This is a genomic window from Janthinobacterium sp. GW823-FHT03B06 (assembly GCF_058796955.1).
Map to the genome: position 1 here is coordinate 874393 of NZ_JBXAJE010000001.1, position 18323 is coordinate 892715.

At 64.9% G+C, this 18323-nt stretch carries 18 protein-coding genes and 1 pseudogene; 6 read left to right on the forward strand and 13 right to left on the reverse strand.

Annotated elements, in window-relative coordinates:
- Positions 1–458 precede the first annotated feature (458 nt).
- Both AC1RBA_RS04065 and AC1RBA_RS04070 read right to left on the reverse strand, forming a co-directional pair.
- Positions 459–881, reverse strand: a pseudogene (locus tag AC1RBA_RS04065) (transposase); the annotation flags it as partial.
- Positions 882–956: 75 nt separating this feature from the next.
- Positions 957–2015, reverse strand: coding sequence for a site-specific integrase (locus AC1RBA_RS04070; RefSeq protein WP_492416737.1), 1059 nt, complete (start codon positions 2013–2015; stop codon positions 957–959).
- 182 nt (positions 2016–2197) lie between these two features.
- Between AC1RBA_RS04070 and AC1RBA_RS04075 the strand changes: the two genes are divergently transcribed.
- Positions 2198–3214, forward strand: coding sequence for a DNA-binding protein (locus AC1RBA_RS04075; RefSeq protein WP_492416738.1), 1017 nt, complete (start codon positions 2198–2200; stop codon positions 3212–3214).
- A gap of 105 nt (positions 3215–3319) precedes the next feature.
- Here AC1RBA_RS04075 and AC1RBA_RS04080 read toward each other — a convergent pair whose 3' ends face one another.
- The 5 genes from AC1RBA_RS04080 to AC1RBA_RS04100 are packed head-to-tail and all read right to left on the reverse strand — an operon-like array spanning position 3320 to position 5893.
- Positions 3320–3811, reverse strand: a complete 492-nt coding sequence (locus tag AC1RBA_RS04080) for a DUF3592 domain-containing protein (RefSeq protein ID WP_492416740.1) — start codon at positions 3809–3811, stop codon at positions 3320–3322.
- Positions 3808–4251: a GNAT family N-acetyltransferase gene (locus AC1RBA_RS04085; RefSeq protein ID WP_492416741.1), complete on the reverse strand. Its 444-nt coding sequence runs from the start codon at positions 4249–4251 to the stop codon at positions 3808–3810. The genes AC1RBA_RS04080 and AC1RBA_RS04085 overlap by 4 nt, the downstream gene beginning before the upstream one ends.
- A gap of 21 nt (positions 4252–4272) precedes the next feature.
- Positions 4273–4824 (reverse strand): hypothetical protein, encoded by a 552-nt coding sequence (locus tag AC1RBA_RS04090; RefSeq protein WP_492416743.1) that lies wholly within the window; start codon positions 4822–4824, stop codon positions 4273–4275.
- Entirely contained in the window at positions 4821–5255 is a 435-nt protein-coding gene (locus AC1RBA_RS04095) for a DUF1801 domain-containing protein (protein ID WP_492416745.1), read from the reverse strand. Before AC1RBA_RS04095 ends, AC1RBA_RS04090 begins: the two co-directional genes overlap by 4 nt.
- Before the next feature lie 29 nt (positions 5256–5284).
- Complete coding sequence (locus AC1RBA_RS04100) at positions 5285–5893, reverse strand: hypothetical protein (RefSeq protein ID WP_492416747.1); 609 nt, start codon at positions 5891–5893, stop codon at positions 5285–5287.
- 191 nt (positions 5894–6084) lie between these two features.
- Between AC1RBA_RS04100 and AC1RBA_RS04105 the strand changes: the two genes are divergently transcribed.
- The 3 genes from AC1RBA_RS04105 (at position 6085) to AC1RBA_RS04115 (ending at position 9934) form a co-directional block, all read left to right on the forward strand.
- Positions 6085–7071 (forward strand): VirK/YbjX family protein, encoded by a 987-nt coding sequence (locus AC1RBA_RS04105; protein WP_492416749.1) that lies wholly within the window; start codon positions 6085–6087, stop codon positions 7069–7071.
- 11 nt (positions 7072–7082) lie between these two features.
- Entirely contained in the window at positions 7083–8456 is a 1374-nt protein-coding gene (locus AC1RBA_RS04110) for a serine hydrolase (RefSeq protein WP_492416751.1), read from the forward strand.
- Between the two features lie 125 nt (positions 8457–8581).
- Positions 8582–9934 (forward strand): serine hydrolase domain-containing protein, encoded by a 1353-nt coding sequence (locus tag AC1RBA_RS04115; RefSeq protein WP_070288358.1) that lies wholly within the window; start codon positions 8582–8584, stop codon positions 9932–9934.
- Positions 9935–9937: 3 nt separating this feature from the next.
- Here the strand turns inward: AC1RBA_RS04115 and AC1RBA_RS04120 are convergent, their stop codons facing one another.
- The 3 genes from AC1RBA_RS04120 to AC1RBA_RS04130 form a co-directional block, all read right to left on the reverse strand.
- On the reverse strand, positions 9938–10291 hold the full coding sequence (locus AC1RBA_RS04120; RefSeq protein ID WP_139142912.1) for a hypothetical protein: 354 nt from the start codon (positions 10289–10291) through the stop codon (positions 9938–9940).
- Positions 10288–11856, reverse strand: coding sequence for an EAL domain-containing protein (locus tag AC1RBA_RS04125; RefSeq protein ID WP_492416753.1), 1569 nt, complete (start codon positions 11854–11856; stop codon positions 10288–10290). Before AC1RBA_RS04125 ends, AC1RBA_RS04120 begins: the two co-directional genes overlap by 4 nt.
- A 92-nt stretch (positions 11857–11948) precedes the next feature.
- The gene (locus tag AC1RBA_RS04130) at positions 11949–13445 is read right to left on the reverse strand and encodes an MFS transporter (RefSeq protein ID WP_070310773.1); all 1497 of its coding nucleotides are present in this window, start codon (positions 13443–13445) and stop codon (positions 11949–11951) included.
- A 63-nt stretch (positions 13446–13508) separates the two neighbouring features.
- Between AC1RBA_RS04130 and AC1RBA_RS04135 the strand changes: the two genes are divergently transcribed.
- Positions 13509–14405, forward strand: coding sequence for a LysR family transcriptional regulator (locus AC1RBA_RS04135; RefSeq protein ID WP_492401421.1), 897 nt, complete (start codon positions 13509–13511; stop codon positions 14403–14405).
- Positions 14406–14407: 2 nt separating this feature from the next.
- Here AC1RBA_RS04135 and AC1RBA_RS04140 read toward each other — a convergent pair whose 3' ends face one another.
- Positions 14408–14974, reverse strand: a complete 567-nt coding sequence (locus tag AC1RBA_RS04140; RefSeq protein ID WP_492416756.1) for a helix-turn-helix domain-containing protein — start codon at positions 14972–14974, stop codon at positions 14408–14410.
- 91 nt (positions 14975–15065) lie between these two features.
- Here AC1RBA_RS04140 and AC1RBA_RS04145 point away from each other — a divergent pair, with 91 nt between their 5' ends.
- A complete protein-coding gene (locus AC1RBA_RS04145; protein ID WP_492416757.1) occupies positions 15066–15596 on the forward strand; it encodes a GNAT family N-acetyltransferase in 531 nt (176 codons plus the stop codon).
- 13 nt (positions 15597–15609) lie between these two features.
- Here AC1RBA_RS04145 and AC1RBA_RS04150 read toward each other — a convergent pair whose 3' ends face one another.
- A complete protein-coding gene (locus AC1RBA_RS04150; RefSeq protein WP_492416759.1) occupies positions 15610–16800 on the reverse strand; it encodes a low temperature requirement protein A in 1191 nt (396 codons plus the stop codon).
- Between the two features lie 45 nt (positions 16801–16845).
- Positions 16846–17799 carry a 2-hydroxyacid dehydrogenase gene (locus tag AC1RBA_RS04155; protein ID WP_492416761.1) on the reverse strand — a complete coding sequence of 318 codons (954 nt, stop codon included), beginning with the start codon at positions 17797–17799 and terminating at the stop codon, positions 16846–16848.
- Positions 17800–18323 lie beyond the last annotated feature (524 nt).

Consider the following 18323-nt stretch of genomic DNA (forward strand, 5'->3'; position numbering starts at 1 on the left):
CTGCAATTACAAGCCGATTCGACTCATTAATCCGGTGTTGCACTTGATAATTGAGATCGGCCTTGTTGCAATTTTGTTAAGCCTCAAATTCCGCTTAATGCATTATTTCTTGCAAAATAGTTGGATTTTATTTTATCTGGAACTGATATGAAAAACAAAGGTATTAAAAGAGGAACGTTGATAACGTTGTGTGGATTTTTGATTGCCGGCTCAATGGTACTAATAAGTTTCGAATCGAGAAATTATTTTTTTAATTTATTTGCAAAGATTGGTTTTTTGGTATTTTTTTTCGGAATGATTGTTTCTGTCTACGACTTCCTGAAAAATAAGTAAATTATTTACGTTTCAACAAAATGGTGGCATTCTCTAAAACAAGTGCAACACCTGCTCCTGTAAGGTGTTGCGATACCCAGACTCTATTTCCACCTAACGACCCAAGAGCGCGCCGTTGTGATCACCTCAGCTTGCTTGGCCATTGAGGCCAGCTGGGCGCGATCATTTCCTGTGTTGGTGACTTCATGCGCCACGATCAAGTGGTGCTTTGTGTCGACGGCAGATTGCACGTTGTATCCGACGGTGGCGGTTCCTCGTCCGCTGGTCGACATCGAGCTGCCATCGATTGCCACGCTGCCGTCCGAGAAAACATCGAGCCTGCGACATACCTGCACGAATTGGCGGCACACTTTGCAGATGGCGGGGCCGTTATCTTTACGAAAATCAGCGATGGTTTTAAAGTCGGGAGATAGCCTCCCGGTCAGCCACATCAGTTCGACATTACGCTGCGCCTCACGCTCCAGTCGGCGGCTGGACTGGATTCGATTGAGGTAACCATAGATGTAAATACCAAGGAGAACTGCAGGATGGTGGGGCGGGCGACCGGTAACCCCATGGTACGAGCATCAGCTTGGCCATCCCGTTCGCGCTGCAGTGATGCCAGCACGGTGCAGGCGGCCGCCTCACCCCACTGGCTTCCTCTTCCCCTTCAACAAACTCCCCGCCGCATTTTCCTCGAAGCGGCCCGCCTCTTCTATATAGCCATGCACGGTGCCGTCGTGGCGCCAGCCGCCTTGGCGCTTGATGGCCTGGAAATCAGCGCCGGCGCGGTGCGCGCTGGTGGCCATGCCGCGGCGCAGGCTGTGGCTCGATAGTTCCGGCACGTAATCGAGCCCGGCCAGCCGGGCGCAGCCTTCCAATATCGTGTTGATGCTGCTCGCGTGCAATCCTTTTCCTCCCACATGGCCCCACTGGTTGACGGTGCGCAAGAGCGGCCCGGCGGCGATGCCCGCCACGCCCAGCCAGGCGCGCAGGGCCGTAGCCGGGCAGCAGATGCCGTCGCCGAACGGGATCGCCTTGACGATGCCTTCCCCCAGTTGATCCGTTTTCGAACGGGGCAAGGTGATCACCAGGCCTTGCGGCTCCCAGCGGATGTCTTCCAGCTTCAAACTTACCAGTTCGCTGCGGCGGAAAGCGCCAAAAAAACCCAGCTGCAGCAAGGCGCTGTCGCGCAAGGCCTTGTTGGTGCCCAGGGCGGCCAGCCTGGCGACGATCAACTCCAGGTCTTCCAGGGGCAGCGCCCTCGCCTTCTTTTTCGGCTTGCCGTGCAGGCGCGCGATGCCGGCCAGGGTCTTGCGCACGGTGGGCGTGGACGCGGGGTCGGCAAAGCCCTGGTACACATGCCATTGCGACAGCGCCGTCAGGCGCAGGGCCAGGGTGCGCGCGTTGAGGCTGTCCGCATACGCCATCAGGTAGCGGATGACGGTGGACTCGTCGGCAGGCAGCGCCCCGCCCCAGGCCTGGAAGTGGCGGATGGCGGAACGGTAGGTGCGGCGCGTGTTGTCGGACGTGGCGGCAGCGAGAAACGCCTGGTGGCGCACGGCCAGCTCGGCATCGACCAGGGCGCCGCGTAACGGCACAGGAGCCAAGGCGGCGTTTTTTGGCACGGCGATACGGCGTTTCGGGAGGGGCAAATCGGGCATGGCGGCGGCGAAATCGGGGTTTTGTACTGTGAGACACACAGAATAGCACGCCAAACACCCCCATAACACGCGATAAGCGATCTTATCGCGACTTATATTTTTCAAGAATCATTCAAATTTATATCGTAATATTATCCAATATTACGTATCATGTAATACGTTACTAAATTTCGTTCATAGGTGATTTCATGGCCCGCACCGGCATTCTGTACTCTGATGTTATGAAAGCAGCCCAAATCGTCGCTGCCGATGGGCGCAATCCCACGGTCGACAATGTGCGCGAAGCGCTGGGCAGCACGGGCAGCAAGAGCACCATCGCGCCCCTGCTCAAGCGCTGGAAGGAAGAGTTCCAGGGCGCGGGCGCCGTGAAAACGGAGTCAGGCTTGCCGGCCGAATTGATGGAAGCGATGCGCGGCGTCTATGAAAAGCAGCAGCGTGACGTGGCGCAGCAGCTGGAAACGGGCATGCAGCAACACCGCGCGGAACGCGATGCGGCGCTGGAAACACTGAAGAAGACGGAAAGCGAACGCCTGAAACTGACGGAGGCGCGCGCCGCCCTCACCCAGGAATTGCGCGCCACCCAGCATGCGCTGGCGCAACTGAAGGAAGAGCACCATTTTCGCGCCGTCACCCTGGCCACCCTGCACAGCGACAACGCGGGCCTGACGCAGCGCCTGGCCGACCGGGGCGAGGAAGTCGCGGCCCTGAACCGCCAGCTGGCGCAGGTGCGTTCGCAGTTCGACCATTACCAGGAAGCGGCCGCCACCCAGCGCAACGAGGAGCGGGCGCAGGCGCAGCAACGGATCAGCAGGCTCGAGCAAGACAATGCGCAGCTGCAGCAGCGTCTGGAAGGCCAGCAAGCGACCCTGGTGCAGCAAGACATGCGTTTGGCGCAACTGCAGGCGGAACGCACGCGTCTGGCTGATGTAGCGGCCGCCGACCGCGAGGCGCTGGCCATCGTGCGTCCCGAGCGCGACCAGTTTGAATTTCAATACTTGCAGGCGGCCTCCTCGGCCGACGCCCTGCTGGCCAAGCTCGATACGGCTCTGCTGGCGCTGAACGACGCCAAGGTGGCGCTGGCCGCGCAAGACCGCCAGCTCGACATGCTGGCGGAAAATACCCAGGCGGCGCAGCAGCGCGCCGAAGCGCTGGCGCTGGAACGCGATGCCTTGCTGCGCGACAATGCCGGGATGGCCGCGCGCCTGGCGCTGCAAAACAAGGGAAAACGCGATGTTTGAGCCCGTCTACATGGCAACAAGGGCATCCTGACAGGCATCGCTGCCCGTCTGCGAACAGGTCTTTGCCTATGCGCCCGGTATCAGCATCTGCCCTGGCGGAACGGATCAGGCGGTTGGCGCTCGCTTGTGTGCTTCCGACACGCCCACCGCGAACAGGACGAGCGCCAGGCCGGCGCCGAAATAATCGAGGAAATCGAGGCCGGCAAGGAACACGGCGGTATCGGCCGGGTTGCTCGGCCGGTAATGCACTCGGATGCGCGCACCTGGCGCCATGCGTGCCAGGCGCCACGCGGTGACGGCCTGGTCGCGGTGGCAGCCGGCGTTGCCGACGCGCGAAACGCCGATTCGCCCGCTGCGATACGCCTTGCCCTCCACAGGGTAGCGATAGGCCAGCTTGACGCACCAGTCCTGCGACTTGCCCGTGCGCTGATACATGCTGCTGCGCACGATTTCGGCGCTCGTCACGGGCCATTCAGGCGAAGTGAGCTTGTCGTACGTGCGCCAGAAGGAAAAATAGCCTGCCGGAATGGCAAGCAGTATCACGAACCAGCCCATCATTCTCGCCAGGGCCGGGTCTATCGCGCCAGGATCTTTCATCGCACGGGCGCCCCGGCCTGGTAGCGCACGCGTATCCACGCGCCCATGGCGTCCACGCCGCCGTCGCCATCATCCTCGATCCAGCCTGCGCGCGCATACAAGCGCCGCGCACCCGTATTGGCCAGCTGCGTCTTCAGGCTCAGATGGGGGCCGAAACGTGCCACCACGGCGGCCAGCAGCTGCGTGCCGATGCCCCGTCCGCTGTGCGCCGGGTGCACGTACAGGTGGTGCAGGAAGTACACGGGCGCGTCGCCCGTGTACACGGCGGCAAAGCCGGTGACGATGCCGCCGCGTTCGGCAACGAGGATGTCTTCGTCCTGCGTCGCCGCCGTGAATGCGGCGCTGCCGGCGACTGGGCCGAAGGCGTCGCGTCCGGCCAGGGCCAGGATGGCGGTGCAGGCCCCCGTGTCCGCGCTGGTGAAGGGGCGAATCAGGCACATGGCTGGCGCGTTGTTCATTCGCTACAAGCGGCGATTCAGCACGCTGTCGATATCGTGGGTTTTCAGCTCGGCCTGGACCGCGCCGTCCTGCAGCCAGTAGGCATCGCTCCCCCGCTGCAGCGCGTCGATGTCGAGCGCGCCCAAGGTTGGTGGGATGGCGCCGGCGAGAAGCTGCGCCACATCGTCCCATGCCGCATACAGCAGTTTCAGGTACCAGCCGTCGTCGTGGGCAAAAGCAAGAAAGCGGCTGCGCAAGGCGGCAGGCGGCGTGAGGGCGCCATGGTGGCCGAGCATCGCGGCCACGTCCGCATCGCCGGGGGCTGGCGGCGTGCCCTGCCAATCGGCCCAGGCGTGGCTGCCGCAGGCATGCAGGTCTTCACGTGCCAGCGCTGGCAATTGCTGCCGCGCCAGGGTCTGGTAGCCGGCAGGTTTCCTGGGCGTCCCGGCGCTGCCCTTGCGCAGCACGATGCCGTCCGCGTCCAGGAGCGCGGGGATGACATCGTTGAATTCGATGCCGGAAGCGACCAGCATGCGCTCGGCCGGGTCGTGCCAGATATACAGATAATGTCTCAAGTATTCGTCCGTTTTGGTTTTGGCGCCGTATTTGCGGCCACGGCGGCGCGTATCAACGCCTTGAACGCCGCGGCATCGAGATGCTCGCCTTCGTGGATGTCGATGGCCCGGCGCGTGTTGCCGTCCAGGCTGGAATTGAACAGGTGGGCCGGATCGGGCAAGGTGGCGCCCTTGGCGAAGGTGAGTTTCACGGCCAGTTTATACGTTTCGCCCGTGCAAATCATGCCCGCATGCGACCAGACGGGCACGCCGCGCCATTTGACTTCTTCGACCACCTCCGGGTCCGCCTGGTGGATCAGTGCGCGCACGGCGGCCAGGGTTTTGCCGCGCCAGTCCGCCAGCGAGGCGATTTTCGCGTCGATCTGGCGGGCGGGCGATTCGGTGCCTGCCGCTTCCCCGGCGGGCGGCGCGCTTGCAGCGGCTTTTTTCATGGTTCACGTCTCCTTCCTGTGCGCTTGTCTTACTGCGCAGGATCGGCCATGCAGTTGGCAAGCGAAGCAATGAATTGGTCGCGCAAGGCCTGGTATTGGGCGTCCGTGGCAAAGTCGCGCGGGTCGGCCGGCTGGTTCAGCACGTAGGCGCTGGCGACCGTGCCGCTGGCGGCATGCAGCAGCGTATAGAAACTGATAATGCCCGGTGTCTCCGCGATGCTGGCGTTATTCAATCCTAGCACTTCCACGCCCTGGCGCGCGTCCGTTTCCAGCGGCACCTGATGCGGCGGCTTGCTGCTGGCCGACATCTCCTGCATTTGCGCCACGATGGTCTCGCGGTCGGCGGCAAACTGGCCTGCGGCGCTGCGCTCGATCTTCAGATTCGCGAGGGGCAAGCTGCTCTTGCGGAACAGCATCAGCCGGTAGCCATCGGCCGTCGAGACCCGGCGCTCCCCCGCCGCCATCTTGACGACGCGCGTGGTCGCGCTGGCCGGCAAGCGGTCCTGCGTTTTGAACTGGAACTCGCTGCGGTTGATGCATTGTGCCAGCGGCGCCAGAAGATCGGCCGTGCGGTCCTGGGCGTGGGTGGCCTGCGCGGCGAGCAGCACGGGGATGGCAAGCAAATGGCGGAGTTTCATGGGGTGCAATCATTTCATCGGGTTACAGTGCCGCGAGCATAACCGGTCATATTGCCAAAAGGCAAATGTTTAGTTGCCATCCTCTACAGCCCCGTGGGAATAGCTTCTTAATATGAAATTCACCTGGCCCGCGTAGCATTCAAATTGGCAAGGCTCTCATTGTGCAGCGCCTGCCATTTTCCGGCAGAACCATGAATGACATCGCTTTGACCTTGCACCACGGCGCCGCCGTGCCGCCCGCCACGCCACCCGCAGTGCCACTATATTCCGCCAGCGGCCACCGCCTGAAAGCGGCCTTGGGCGCCCTCTTCTTTCCCCGCCAGCGCACGCGTTGGCACGCCTTCCTCGGCAGCATGCCGGGCTTGAACTCGCTGGCGCAGCTGCATCCCTGCCTGCGCTTCAAGATTTACCGCCCATACGCCTCGCGCCGGCTCGGCTGCGCGGATCGCCTGGCCTTGCTGGAAGGGCATTACCGCTTCCTGTGGCAGGCGGGTGCGCGTGCGCTGGTCGAGCGGGCCGCGCGCGAAGCCGTGGTGCTGGCCGCGTTCGACGGCAAGGACGGGGCGCAATACCGTTTGCAGCTGACGGCCATCCACGACAGCTACCGCGAGGGCGAACTGTGCCTGCGCCTGACGCGCGACGGCCTGCCCCTGTACCTGGCCAGCTTTTTGTTCGTGCCGCGCGCCGATGGCGTCTCGCTGCAGCTGGGCGCGCTGCAAGGCTTGCGCTCGGAAGCGGGCAAGCTGGCCGTCAAGGACGCCACGCGGGCGCTGCACGGCTGCCGTCCGAAAAACCTGATGGTGACGGCCTTGCGCGATTTCGGCGATTTTTTCGCCTGCACCAACCTGTTCTTGATCAGCAATGACAACCGCATCGCCCTGAATGCGCGCCGGCGGCGCCATATCGCCGCCGATTACGACCAGGCGTGGCAGGAATTGCATGCCTTGCGCATGCGTGACGGCAATTATCACTTGCCCTGCGCTGCTTACCGCGTGCCGGATCTGGCCGGGGTGCCATCGAAGAAACGGGCCGATGCGCGCCGGCGCGGCGAATTGCTGCTCGGTATGGCCGCCGGCATGCGCGCGCAGCTGGCGGCCATGATCGCCGCACCATCTTGCCAAAACGGCTATCTTGCCAGTGATGCTGTTATGCTGTATTTCCATCAATCACTTTCCTGACGGAATCGACGATGCCTCCACGCTTACGCACCCTGCTGCTGCCCCTCCTGTCCCTGTCCGGCGGTGCCGCCTTGGCCGCGCCCACCCTCGACGCGGCCATGCGGGAACGGGCGGAAACATTGGTGCGTGACGGCAAGCATGCAAGCCTGGTCATCGCCGTGATCGACGTCAAGGACAGCGCCGTGTACGGCTTCGGCCGCGCGCGGCCCGGCGACCAGGGCGTGCCCGATGCCGACACCGTGTATGAAATCGGCTCCGTGACGAAAACCATGACGGGCTTGCTGCTGGCGGACGCCATCGTGGCGGGCAAGGCGCAACTGGATCAGCCGGTGGCCGAACTGCTGCCCGCCTACGCCATCCCCGCGCTGGCGGGCCAGAAAATTACCGTGGGCCAGGTGGCCACGCACTTTTCCGGCTTGCCCCGCCTGCCCGCCAACCTGGCGCCGGCGGACATGCGCAATCCCTACGCCGACTATGCCGAAGGCCAGTTGCGCACTTTTTTGGCCGGCCATGCGCTGGCGCGCGCGCCGGGCGCCGCGTATGAATACTCGAATCTCGCGTATGGCTTGCTGGGCACGGCCTTGGCCACGCAAGCCAATATGTCTTACGAAGAACTGCTGCAAGCACGCATTTTCCGGCCGCTGGGCATGGCCAGCAGCTCGGCAGTGACGACGCCCGCCCTGCGCGCGCGGCTGGCGCCCGGCCACCTGGCCGATGGCAAGCCGGCCGCGAACTGGGATTTCCAGGCCATCGCGGGGGCCGGTGCCGTGCGTTCCAGCGCGCGCGACATGATTGCCTACATGCAATCGTACATGCGGGCGAGCAGTCCCGCGCAGCAGCTGGCCGTGCAGCCGCGCCGGGTATTGGCCGGCGAAGGTGAAGGCGACGGCGTGAAAAAGATCGGCCTGGCGTGGATGCTCGACCAGGTCAAGGGCCAGCCTTTCGCCTGGCATAACGGGCAGACGGGCGGCTATGCCAGCTTTGCCGGCTACACCCTGGACGGCAAGCGGGGCGTGGTGGTGCTGAGCAGCACGGCGCGCGACGTCGATGGGCTGGGTGTGGGCGTGCTGCTGCCCGGCAGCCTGCCGCCGCCGAATGCCCCGGCGCCGAAGGAAATCGCCATCGCCCCGGCCGAGCTGGCGCAATATGCGGGCCAGTATGCGCTGGCGCCCACGTTTGTCCTCAGCGTGCGCCAGGGGCCCGACGGCTTGCTGGTGGGCGCCACGGGCCAGCCCGAAGCGCCCGTGTACGCGAGCGCGAAGGACACCTTCTTTTACAAGGTGGTCGAGGCGCAACTGGTGTTCCAGCGCGACGCCCAGGGCGCCATCACGGGCGTCGTCCTGCACCAGAACGGCCAGGCCATGCCGGGCAAGCGCAAACCTTAGCAAAGCGGTAAAAGTAGCATAAAACTCAGGCGCCCTTCATGTTGGCGCCGTATGCTTCCCAGGGCATGCCAGCCATCTTATCCAGGTGCCGGCGTGCATTCGGCCCACCCTGGACAAGGTTACCCATGACACCCACTTTCGCCCTTCTCCCCCTTTGCCTGCTCGGCAGCGCCGCCTTGGCCGCGCCCGTCCTGGACGACGCCGTGCGCCAGCGCGCCGAGGAACTCACGCGCACGGGCATGCTCCCCAGCATCGTCATCGCCGTGATCGACGGCAAGACCAGCGCCGTCTACGGCTTTGGCAGCGTGCATGCAGGCAAGAATACCAAGCCGGGCGCCGACACCGTCTACCAGATCGGTTCCGTCACCAAGACCATGACGGCCTTGCTGCTGGCCGACGCCGTCGTCGAAGGCAAGGTCAAACTCGACGAACCGGTGGCGGCAGTATTGCCTGAGTACACCATGCCGGCCTTCGACGGCAAGCAGATCAGCCTGCTGGACCTGGCCACGCATTATTCCTCGCTGCCGCGCCTGCCCGACAATTTCGCGCCCAAGGACCCCGCCAATCCGTATGCGGACTACACGGAAGCGAAGCAGCGGCAATTTCTCGCCGCCTACCATCTGCCCCGCGCGCCGGGCACCAAATTTGACTACTCGAACATCGGCTATGCCGTGCTGGGCACGGCCCTGGCCGCACAGGCCGGTACCAGCTATGAAGCGCTGCTGCAAAAGCGCATCGCGGTACCGCTGGGCATGCGCTCGACGTCGAACACGCCCACGCATGGCATGCTGGCGCGCCTGGCGCCCGGCCGTTTGCTGTCGGGCGAGCCGACACCCGCCTGGGATTTGAACGTGGTGGCGCCGGCCGGCGGCGTATATTCGAGCGCGCGCGACATGGTTGCCTACCTGCAAGCGTACATGTTCAAGCCGCTGCGCCCGTATGCGCTGGCGCTCAAGCCGCAGCGGCAGCTGGCACCGGACAGCGAGACGAAAATCGGCCTGGCATGGCTGCTGGAGCAGCGGCAGGGTCAAAGCTACGCCTGGCACAGCGGCCAGACGGGCGGCTACACCAGCTATGCGGCGTTCACGACGGACGGCAAGCGGGGCGTGGTGGTGTTGACGAACGCGGCGCGCGATATCGACGCGCTGGGCTTGTCCGCCCTGCTGCCCGGCACGCCCTTGCCGCCGCTGAAAAAGCCGCCGGCCGCCATCGAATTGCCGCGCGCCGCGCTGGCCGAATACGTGGGCGAGTATCCATTGGACAAAGATTTCACGTTGACGGTGACCTTGGGCAAGCATGGCCTGGAAGCGGCAGGCACGGGCGTCGGCTCAGCCCCCTTGTTTGCCAGCGCGAAAGATCAATTTTTCTTCCGCGCCATCGAGGCGGACCTGGCCTTTACGCGCGATGCCGCGGGCAAGATCGCCGGCGCCGTGCTCACGCAAGGCGGGCAGGAGGTGGTGTTGCCGCGCAAGCCGTAGCGCTCAGGCTGCCGGGTCCTGCATGAATTGCTCGACCCGGGCGACGAATTGCGCCTTGCTGCGCGTGCGAAATTCGCCGAGGAAGGCGTCGCTGCCCTGGACGATCTTGCCGTGGCGGTCGTATGCCACCTTGCCCATCTCCAGCACGAATTCGCCGGCGGGATCGTCTTCCGGTTCGAAGTGCGAGTTGAAGCAGTAACCGCTGTCGCGGCAACTGCCCCACAGCAGCAATGCGCTGCTGAACCATTGCATGGTATCCGGGCCAGGCTCCACCTCGAACAGGGTGTTGACGGTGATGTGCCAGCCGCCCGGCACGCGCAGCGGCTGCAATGGATAGGGAAAGCGTGGCTGTTTCATGTGGGCGATGGCAGGCGGCGGCTTGCGTAAAAGGCGAGGAAGTCCAAGGCCGGCAGCGCTTTGGCAAACAGCCAGCCCTGGCCGAATTCGACCTTGCGTTCCAGCAAATAATCGGCTTGCTGCTGCGTTTCGATGCCTTCGGCCACGATCAGCATGTTCAGGGTACGCGCCATGTCGATGATGTGCGGCGTGACGCTGCTGGTGGCCGCGTCCGTGCCGATGGTGTCGACGAAGGATTTATCGATTTTCAAGGCGTCGAGCGGCAGGTTTTGCAGGCTCGACAGGCTGGAATAACCGGTGCCGAAGTCATCGATGGCCACGGCGTGGCCCCGTGCCCTGGCTTTTTCGATGGTGGCGCGGGCCGCTTCCACGTTGATGAAGCCCCGTTCCGTCGCCTCCAGCCAGATTTGCTGCGCCTCGATGCCCGTGCCGGCCAGCGCGCGTTCGAGCACGTCGAGCACCCGGCCCGTTTCGATATCGCTGGCGCACAGGTTGATGGCGATGTGCAGTTCGCGGTCGCCCAGCAGCGCGGCGCGCATGTCGGCGATGACGCAGGCGATCACCTGGTCCGTGATGGGCAGGATGAGGTCGCTTTCCTCGGCCACAGGGATGAACAGGTCGGGCCGTATCATGCTGCCGTCGGGACGGCGCCAGCGTATCAGCGCCTCGGCGCCCACGCACACGCCCGTGTCGAGCGCGATGATCGGCTGATAATGGACAAAGAATTCGCGCCGCTCGACCGCCGTTTCCAGTTCGCCGCGCAAGGACAGCCGGCGGCGCGACAGCCAGATGACAATGCCGACGATGAAGGCCGCCATCAGCAGGCCCAGCGGCAAGAGCAGCAGCTGTTCGCGGCGCAGCCTGTCGTTGAGCTTGCTGCGGGGCTCGATCATGACGGCCGTCAAGCCATCGCGGTACAGCGTCGCATGGATGTGGCCGTCGGGCGCGGCGTTGACGGCCGCCGGCAGCCCGGCGAGCAGGCTTTGCACCAGCGCGGGGTCGGGATGGTGCAAGGTGTCGAGCACGCCCTGCTTGCCGATGGCCACAGCCATCTGGATATCGCTGTCGACGATGACGTCGGAAAAGCGCACGGGATCGATCAGCACCTTGTAGGCGCGGTGGGACAGCCCCACCATGCGCTTGCCGCCGCTGACGACGGGCCGCAGGTTGAAATCGATGCCCATGCCGTTGGCCAGCGTGAAACCGGCGGGGGTGACGGCGATGCGCGCTTCTTCGATGCCCGTGGACGTGCATTTGAGCAAGCCGTTTTCCACGTAGCCGATATCGTCGATGCTGCGCGTGGTGATGGTGATGCGACGCAACTGCTGGATATGCGCCTCCGAGCACGGCGCCAGGTGCAGCGCATCGGCGCTGCGCAAGGCGAGCCCGGCCGACGCGATGGAACGGTGGGCGCGCTCGAGCGCGTAGCCGGCCAGCAGGCGCAGGCGTTCCTGCTCGCCCTGCTCGGCGCGCACGGACGACAAATAGAAGGCCAGGCTCAGGGGGGCGGCCACGCCGATGATTGCCACCAGCACGCTGGTGAAGATAATCCGTTTTCTGCGCATTCGCTTACCTGCGGTAGTTATATGATTGCCATGTATTTCTCGATGGCATCATATTACAAGTGCGGGCGGCGCACGCGCATCTTGCTGAACAGTTACACTTTTTCCAGCGGCCGCGCCAGCACGAACACCAGCGCCGCCACCACGGCCGCCAGCCCGCCAGCCAGATACAGCACGCTGGCAAAGCCATCGATGAAGGCGTGGCGCGCCGCTTCCTGCGCCACGGCTTGCAGCGCGGGCGGCAGCTGGCCGAAGGCGTCGGCCGCGTTGCCGGCCACGATGCGCCCGATCATCTCGGGCGAGGCTTTCAAGCCGTGCAGCCACGCCAGTTTCTCGAACGAGGCGGCCGTGCGCATGGCCAGCACGGCGCCCAGCGCGCCGACGGCCAGCACGATGCCGACAAAGCGCGTGGTGGTGCTGATGCCCGAGCCCATGCCCGTGCGTTCGCGGGGGATGCAGGCGAGGATGGCCTTCTGGGTCGTGCCGTTGAGTAATCCCGCCCCCGCGCCCGTGACGACCATGCCGGCTGCCACCCAGCCGTACTGCAGGCTGGCGGCGGCCAGCGCCGTGGCGACGTTGCCCACGGCGACGATCAGCAAGCCCGTCACCAATATGCCGCGGTCGTCCAGCACCCGCATGGCGCGCGGCGCCAGCCTTGACAACACCACCATGGCGACGGCGAACGGCAGCATGGCGCAGCCGGCCAGCACGGCGGAAAAGCCGAAGCCGTTCTGCAGGTACAGCGGCAAGAAGGTCATCATCACTTGCGCGGCGATGGCGTAGCCGAACATGCCCAGCACGGCGCCGACGAACACGCGCCGGCCAAACAGGCTCAAATCGACCATGGGCGCGCGCTGGCGCCGTTCCACCAGCACGAACACCAGCAGCAGCGCGGCGCCGGCCGCAAAGCGCAGCATGGTGGCATGGCTGGACCAGCCCGCCACGCTGGCGTCGATCAAGCCCCAGATGATGCAGAACAGGCCGGCGGAAAACAGCAGCGCGCCCAATGGATCAAAACTGGCGTTGGAAGCGTCCTTCGACTCGTCCACGTGCCTGCCTACCAGCCACATCAGGATGGCGACGACGGGCAGGTTCAGGTAGAAAATCCAGCGCCAGTTGATGGCGCTCGTGACGAGGCCGCCCAAGAGCGGCGCCACCGTCATGGCCACGCCCATGGCCGCCCCCCACACGGACCAGGCGCGCGCCCTCTCCTTTTCCGCATGAAACGTGTGGCCGATGACGGCCAGCGCGGACGTGAGCAGCAGCGCGGCACCGAGTCCCTTGACGGCGCGCGCCACGTTGAGCACGAACGGCGTCCACGCCAGGCCGCACAGCAAGGACGCCAGCGCGAACACGGAGAGGCCATACAGCATGACCTTGCGCCGTCCCAGGCGGTCGGCGATGCTGCCGGCCGGCAACAGGAACGAGGCAAACGCCAGCATGTAGGCGCTGACCACCCATTCCACGTCGACGAAGCTGGCGTTGAGCGAGCGGGCGATCGACGGCAGCGAAACGGCGACGACGTTGGTGTCGAGCATGATCAGCGCGCACACGCCCGAGCAGGTATAGAGGGTCCAGTTGGTATTCTTCATGCCTGTATTTTAAGCAGGCTGCTGTTATTTCCTGTTATAAGACAAGCGCCTTATAATTTACCTATGGTGAATACAGACAAAGACATGGAATTGCGGCATTTCCGCTGCGTGCTGGCCGTGGCGCACAGCCTGCACTTCGCGCGGGCGGCGGCGGAACTCGGCATTTCGCCGCCCGCGCTGACCAAGCAGGTGCAGGAAACGGAGCAGCTGCTGGGCACGCGCCTGTTCCAGCGCAGCAAGCGCGCCGTGTCCCTGACGGCGGCCGGCGAACTGTTCGTGCTGGAAGCGGCGCGCGCGCTGGAGCAGGTGGCGCAGGCGCAGGACGTGGCGCGGCGGGCGGGACGGGGCGAACTGGGACGGCTGGAAATCGGCTACGTGGCTTCGGCCGCCTATGCCGGCGTGCTGCAGGGACAGTTTGCGCAGTTTCGCGCCAGCCACCCCGGCATCCACATCGGCGCGCGCGAATACGCGATGGATGCCCTGCCCGGCTTGCTGGACCAGGGCAGAGTCGACCTGGCCTTTGTGCGCCCGCCCCTGCACTTGCCGGAAGGAATCGACAGCGTGGTCTTGCTGCGCGACCGCTTCGTGCTGGCCGTGCAGGCGGACAGCCCGCTCGCCGGGGTCAACGCGGCTTCACCCGCCGCGCTGGCGCAGCAGGCGTTCATCGTGCCAGAACAGGAATTGGGAACATTGGAGGTAAGCCGGCGCGGCGGCTTTGCGGCGCAGGTGGTGTCGCGCCCGGGCAGCCTGGTGGCCGTGCTGACGGAAGTGTCGCTGGGCGTGGGCTGCGCCATCGTGCCCCACTCCGTGATGGCCAGCGTGCAATTGCCCGGCGTGGTGTTCCGCGAACTGGCAGCGCCGCAGATCAGCTCGGAAATCGCCGTGGCGTTTCGCCGTCACGAACAGGCGCCCGCCGCGCGCGCCTTCATCGCCCAGCTGCGCTCGGCCGCGCTGGCTTAGCCTCAGGCCTTCAGGACGGCCACGGCGTAGGTGCAAGCGCTGGCCGTTTCATTGCGGAATACGCAGTCGGCCGGCGGCCCCAGTTCCAGGCAGTCGCCCTCGTCCAGCACGTGGCGGGTCTCGCCTTCGATGAATACGAGGCTGCCGCTAAGCGCCCAGATCAGCTGGCGCCGCGCCACATAGGCGGCGGCCGGCATGGCCACCACGGCGCCCGGCGGCAAGGTAATGTGCACGAGGTCGAGCGGCATGTCGGACGCGGGCGACACGTGGCGCCGCACATAGCCGCTCTGCGGGTCGACCCACACGGGCTGCTCAAGCTTGCGCAGCAAGCGTCCCTCGCGCATCTCGGCGCGGGCGATCAGTTCGGACATGCTCAGGCCGAAGGCGCCCGACAGGCGCGCCAGCAAGGTGGCCGTGGGGCTGCAATCGCCGCGTTCCACCTTGTGCACCATCGCGCGCGACACGCCCGAGCGGGCCGCCAGGTCCGTCAGCGACCAGCCCAGGCTTTCCCGCTCGAGGCGCACCCGGGCCCCGATGCGCTGGTTCAATTCGTCTGGTTTAGTGGACATGTATCGGGTTCCATTCGGATTTTATTGGACAAGGCGTGGGCGGCACTCTATTATTTGTCCATTATAGTAGACGACTAGCAAGGAGATCAACATGCACATACGCGATGCCCACGCGGGCGATATCGAGGCCATCACGGCCATCTACAACGATGCCGTCAGCAACACCCTGGCCATCTGGAATGAACGGACGGTCGATGCGGCCAACCGCACCGCCTGGCTGGCCGACCGCCAGCGGGCCGGCTATCCGGTGCTCGTCGCCATCGATGCAGAGGAAAAGGTGGCTGGCTACGCTTCGTTCGGCGACTGGCGCCCGTTCGAGGGTTTCCGCCATACGGTCGAGCATTCCGTGTATGTGCGCGCCGATCGCCGCGGCGCCGGCGTGGGCAAGGCCTTGATGGGGGAACTGATTATGCGGGCGCGCGGCCTGGGCAAGCACGTGATGGTGGCGGGCATCGAGGCGGGCAATGCCGGCTCGATCGCCCTGCACAAGCAGCTGGGCTTCGAGGAAGTCGGTTTGATGCGCCAGGTGGGCACCAAGTTCGGCGCCTGGCTGGACCTGGCGTTTTTACAGCTGCAACTCGATGCGCGCAGCGATCCGGACGACATCGCGCCGGCCGGATAAGGTCAGGCCGGCATCAGGGATCAATCTCCGGCGGCGGGCGGCGCAGCGCCATGTGCTCCCACACGGCCACCAGTACCAGCACGCAGCTCGTGATGCAGGCCAGGATCAAAGGCGAATACAGGCGGCCGTAGGCCATCGGGATCAGCGCCAGGATGATCAAAATGCCCAGCAGATGCGACAGCGGCGGCGCGGAGCGGTCGCTGGTGACCCATTTGAATAGCGCATTGCCCAGCAGATACAGGATCGGGCCGCCCAGCAAGGCGCTGATGCCGGCGAAGCTTGCTTCATCCGGATGCACGAGGGCCAGTTCATCGGCCACGGCACTGACGATCACGCCGCCCACGATCAGCACGTGGATATACGTGTAAGCCTTGCGGGCGATGCGGCCCGGGTCCTTCGAGTGGGCGATGCGGTGGTGGCCCGCTTCGGCGCCCGTGTCGAAATAAATCCACCACATGGCGATGCTGCCGACCAGAGCAGACAAGAAGCTCAGCCAGTTGCCGGCCGTCCATTCCAGGCCCGCGAACGTGGCGCCCGTCACCAGCAAGGATTCGCCGAGGGCGATGATGACGAACAGGCCGCAGCGTTCGGCCATGTGGCTGCCATCGACGTCCCAGTCGGCCGTCGTCGAGCGGCCCAGGCCCGGCATGCCGAACAGCATCCATGGTCCGGCCAGGTCGATCAGCAGGGCCGCGGCCCACCAGAAGATGCGCTGCTCGGGCGACGCGATGCCGCCGGCGATCCAGAAGATGCCGGACAGCACGGCCCACAAGGCGATGCGCTGGAAATTGCGGCGGCGCGCCAGCGCTTCATGGCGCACGGCCCACCAGGCGAACAGGGGCCGGCCCACCTGCATGGCGACATAGGCGCCAGCAAAGCCCAGGCCCCGCGTGCCGAACGCTTCCGGTATCGAGGCCGACATGATCAACCCGCCCAGCATCAGCGCAAACAGGCTGATGCGCACGGGAATGCGCTCGGGATCGAGCCAGTTGGTGATCCACGAGGTGAAGATCCACACCCACCAGACGGCCATCAGCAGCAAGCCCGTCTGCAGCCAGCCCATGGCGCTCAGGTGCGCCAGCAAGCCGTGCGACAGTTGCGTCACGGCAAACACGAACACGAGATCGAAGAACAGCTCAATCATGCCCACCTTGCCGCTGTCCAGCCCGCCGCGCGTGCGCAACAGCGATTTACTTAATTCCATAGCGACTCTTTCATTCATGCTTGATTAAAACGGTGCATTCCGGGCTTATGCGCTTACTGGTGTCAACAAGGGCAAACCGGCGAAGTGGGCGGCCAGGTTATCGACGACCAGTTGACCCATCGCATGGCGTGTTTCCACGGTCAGGCTGCCCACGTGCGGCGTGAGCACGACGTTGGGCAAGGCGCGCAAGGCGTCTGGCACGCGCGGTTCGTCCGCAAACACGTCGAGCCCGGCCGCGCCCAGGTGGCCATCCTGCAAGGCGGCGATCAGAGCGTCTTCGTCGATCAGGGCGCCACGGGCGATATTGATCAGGGTGCCTTGCGGCCCCAGCGCGTCCAGCACGGTGCGGTCGACGATCTTGCGCGTGGCCGGCGTGCCAGGCGCGCAGACGATCAAATAATCGCTTTCCTGCGCCAGGGCCAGCAAGGACTCCGCGCGCGGCACGCTGGTGCCGGCAATGGCGCGCGGCTGGAAGTAGCGCACATGGATGCCGAAGGCGGCCAGGCGCAGCGCGATGGCTTGCCCGATCTGGCCGAAACCGAAGATGCCGGCCGTCTTGCCGCGCAAGGTAGATGCGGGGGCGATGGCCTCACGGCGTTCCCAGCCCCCATCGCGCACGAAACGGTCGAGTGCCACGACATGCCGCGCGCTGGCCAGCAGCAAGGCCAGCGCCATGTCGGCCACGTCGTCCGTCAGCACGTTCGGCGTGGTGGTAACGGCAATGCCGCGCTCGCGCGCCACGTCGAGCGCCACGCCATCGAGGCCCACGCCATTGACGGCAACGATTTCCAATGCGGGCAGCAGGCCCATGTCGGCCGCGTTCAAGCCCAGCGCGCCCGTCGTGACGACGGCGCGGATGGCCGGCGCCCGCTCGGCCAGCCAGGCGTGGCGTTCATCCGCCGGCACTTGCCAGGCATGGTGGCAGGTATATTGCTGTTCCAGCTGCGCGTTGACGGCAGCCGAGGGACTGGGGGCGAGGATGAGGAGTTCGGGTGGCATGGGCGTCCTGGGTCGTGTCGACAAGATTTGCAGACGCAACTTAGCATATTTGAGACCCAGCCGGGGATGGCATACCCTAATACGCCCCCTAAAACCCTGCACGCCGCGCGGTCTTTGCCTGCGTCGGGCTGCCCGATTCCGCCGTAGGTCGGCTTAGCCCGCAGGGCGCAAGCCGACAAGCGCTGCCACGCAACCTGTCAGATTACGCTGCGCTAATCTGACCTACAACTGGTCTTTGCCTGCGTCGGGCTGTCCGATTCCGCCGTAGGTCGGCTTAGCCCGCAGGGCGTAAGCCGACAAGCGCCGCCACGCAGCCTGTCAGATTACGCTACGCTAATCTGACCTACAACTGCATGCCGCGCGGTCTTTTCCTGCGTCGGGCTGCCCGATTCCGCCGTAGGTCGGCTTAGCCCGCAGGGCGTAAGCCGACAAGCGCCGCCACGCTGCCTGTCAGATTACGCTGCGCTAATCTGACCTACAACTGGTCTTTGCCTGCGTCGGGCTGTCCGATTCCGCCGTAGGTC

What these genes read in the sequence shown, in the direction of transcription:
- AC1RBA_RS04135 (WP_492401421.1), top strand. Translation starts at nt 13,509, where the DNA reads ATGGTGAATACAGACAAAGACATGGAATTGCGGCATTTCCGCTGCGTG.
- AC1RBA_RS04125 (WP_492416753.1), bottom strand. Translation starts at nt 11,856, where the DNA reads ATGCGCAGAAAACGGATTATCTTCACCAGCGTGCTGGTGGCAATCATC.
- AC1RBA_RS04115 (WP_070288358.1), top strand. Translation starts at nt 8,582, where the DNA reads ATGACACCCACTTTCGCCCTTCTCCCCCTTTGCCTGCTCGGCAGCGCC.
- AC1RBA_RS04130 (WP_070310773.1), bottom strand. Translation starts at nt 13,445, where the DNA reads ATGAAGAATACCAACTGGACCCTCTATACCTGCTCGGGCGTGTGCGCG.
- AC1RBA_RS04140 (WP_492416756.1), bottom strand. Translation starts at nt 14,974, where the DNA reads ATGTCCACTAAACCAGACGAATTGAACCAGCGCATCGGGGCCCGGGTG.
- AC1RBA_RS04095 (WP_492416745.1), bottom strand. Translation starts at nt 5,255, where the DNA reads ATGAAAAAAGCCGCTGCAAGCGCGCCGCCCGCCGGGGAAGCGGCAGGC.
- AC1RBA_RS04080 (WP_492416740.1), bottom strand. Translation starts at nt 3,811, where the DNA reads ATGAAAGATCCTGGCGCGATAGACCCGGCCCTGGCGAGAATGATGGGC.
- AC1RBA_RS04105 (WP_492416749.1), top strand. Translation starts at nt 6,085, where the DNA reads ATGAATGACATCGCTTTGACCTTGCACCACGGCGCCGCCGTGCCGCCC.
- AC1RBA_RS04145 (WP_492416757.1), top strand. Translation starts at nt 15,066, where the DNA reads ATGCACATACGCGATGCCCACGCGGGCGATATCGAGGCCATCACGGCC.
- AC1RBA_RS04100 (WP_492416747.1), bottom strand. Translation starts at nt 5,893, where the DNA reads ATGAAACTCCGCCATTTGCTTGCCATCCCCGTGCTGCTCGCCGCGCAG.
- AC1RBA_RS04155 (WP_492416761.1), bottom strand. Translation starts at nt 17,799, where the DNA reads ATGCCACCCGAACTCCTCATCCTCGCCCCCAGTCCCTCGGCTGCCGTC.
- AC1RBA_RS04075 (WP_492416738.1), top strand. Translation starts at nt 2,198, where the DNA reads ATGAAAGCAGCCCAAATCGTCGCTGCCGATGGGCGCAATCCCACGGTC.
- AC1RBA_RS04120 (WP_139142912.1), bottom strand. Translation starts at nt 10,291, where the DNA reads ATGAAACAGCCACGCTTTCCCTATCCATTGCAGCCGCTGCGCGTGCCG.
- AC1RBA_RS04110 (WP_492416751.1), top strand. Translation starts at nt 7,083, where the DNA reads ATGCCTCCACGCTTACGCACCCTGCTGCTGCCCCTCCTGTCCCTGTCC.
- AC1RBA_RS04085 (WP_492416741.1), bottom strand. Translation starts at nt 4,251, where the DNA reads ATGTGCCTGATTCGCCCCTTCACCAGCGCGGACACGGGGGCCTGCACC.
- AC1RBA_RS04150 (WP_492416759.1), bottom strand. Translation starts at nt 16,800, where the DNA reads ATGGAATTAAGTAAATCGCTGTTGCGCACGCGCGGCGGGCTGGACAGC.